The following is a 2,053-nucleotide window of genomic DNA, read 5'->3' as shown; positions in this document are numbered from 1 at the left end:
GGGGTGGTGGCTGCGGGGGCGATTGCGGCGCTTGTGGCGTACCGGATAAAGGGCCTGATTGCGCCCCTCGCGTGCCCGTGCTGAAGTGTGCGGAAGCGCTGGCCGAGGCCGGTGCGCGGGTCGAAACCGTCGTGGCTGGCTCCGATGCCGAGATCGACGCGGTGATCGCCCGCCTGGACGCCCCGCCTCGCCCCGACGGCCTCGATTGGCCCGATGCGGACGGCAAGATCCGGCTGGTCGTGGCGACCGCTACCGACGGCCAGTTACGCGCCGTCATGCGCCGATTGGTCCGCCGGTACGCGCCGCCGCCCAGCAAACGCCCGGCCGATCTCGCCGGCAACCGCACTGTCCCGGACCTTCCGCCGATCGCGATCCTGCCCCTGGATCCGGCGAACACCGAGGATCTGGCCGCTCAGCTGGGCCTGCCCCGAGATCCCGCGCAAGTGGCGTCGGCCGTGCTGGGAGGCTCAGTCCGGCGTCTTGACCTGCTGCGCAACGACGGCGGTTCGGTCACTGTGGATGGTGCGCTGGTGGGTGGGGTCGACGACAACGGGCGTGCGGTGCCGTGGCGGGGCCGGGTCGAGGTGGACGATGCGGTGCTCTCCGACGGCACTGACGGCATCCTCGCGTGTGCGATCGGTAACGGCGGTGCCTACGCCGAGTTCGACGGCATCCAACTGCTGGCCGACGGCGATCCCACCGACGGCCGGGTCGAGGTGGCGGTGGCAGTCCCGGTCGTGGTCAAACAGCGTTTCAAGAAGCCACGGGTACGCATAGAAGTGCGCCGAGCCCGAGGCCGAGCCGTCTCCGTGCTACCACGCGACGGCGAACTGCAGTTCCTGGATGATGGTGTGGCGGGAAGCACTACCCGGAAACGCTCTTGGTGGACGGAGCCCGGGGCATGGGCGGTGTACGCCACCTGAGCGTTTGTGCGAGGCTGGAACGGTACTGACTGCCAGACGGGGAGGACCCATCCGTGGAGGACGAGAACGCCGATCGCGTCTACGTCCCGGGTACGAACGGCTCACCACCCGACCGGGACGTAGAACCGTTCTGGCCTCCGGAAGAACTGGACGCCACGGCCCCCATCCACGGCGGCCGCCCAGTCCCGCACGACCCGGCCCCGGCCTTCCCCCCTCCACCGCAGTCAGCCCCGCTGCCGTCGACCCCTTTCCCGCCGGCGGGACCTCTTCCTCCTGCCGGTTCTTCGCCTGGCGGCCCCTCGCCTGCGGGCTTTCCGCCCGATGATCCGTCGCGCGCGGGTTCCTCGTCCGGGGGTTCCTCGTCCGGGGGTTCAGAGCCGGGCGTGTATCGGCCGTCGGCGGTCCCGCAGCATGGTCCGGCTTATCCGGCCCACAGCGGTTCCGGTGGACCGATTCCGCCTGGTGCGCCGGCTGTGGTGCACGGTTCTGCCGTTCCCGCCCCTCAGCCGGGTGGGGGAGGAGGACCTTGGGGTCACGCTGCCCCTGCCGGTCCTGGCGCTGGGCACTTCTCTGCGTCGGCGCAGGTTTCCGGCGGTCCGGACCGTAGCTTGTTCCGCGGCGCCGCCAACCCTGCCGCAGGGTCCGGGGCTACTGTCACCGGCGGCCCGAGCGCGCCCGTCTCTGGGACCGCATCCGTTGCCGCTGGTGGAACCGGCGCAGCTCCGGCCTCCGGCGTTCCGGCCTCCGCGCCTGGCTCAGCCTCCGTGCCCAGCACGCCTCCCACCCCTGGCCCTGCTTCTGCGCCCGGTCCCGGATACGCGCCTGGTCCCGGTTCCGTGCCTGGCGTTGCTTCCGTGACCCCCGCTGGGGCTGCGGCTTCCGCTTCTTCGGAAACCCCCGCTGACGCGTCGCGTACCGGTTCGTCCGAGGCCGCTTCCCACGGCCCGAATGATCCCCCCTGGTCACAGCCGCTGCAGCGCCCCGCCACTCCCGAGTCCACCGCAGCGCCGAAGCCTCTTGCCCCGGACGAGGCGCCCTCCGCCCGCGCCACCGCCAGCGCAACCGTCCAAGAAAGCGGCGGCCCGACGTACCACCCAACGGCCGCCCCACAAGCCAAGCCACCCCCCAGC

General features: G+C 71.7%; 1 protein-coding gene. It reads left to right on the top strand.

Annotated features, from left to right (window positions below; all coding sequences use genetic code 11):
- The coding region (locus tag TFC3_RS34000) for a diacylglycerol kinase family protein (protein WP_067510369.1) at positions 1 to 923 on the top strand (923 nt) is incomplete at its 5' end.
- Positions 924 to 2,053 lie beyond the last annotated feature (1,130 nt).

It is taken from the genome of Actinoplanes sp. TFC3, assembly GCF_001553785.1.
GTDB lineage: Bacteria > Actinomycetota > Actinomycetes > Mycobacteriales > Micromonosporaceae > Actinoplanes.
Note: the sequence above shows the minus strand (reverse complement) of the source record. Positions and strands in the feature narration are given on the sequence as shown.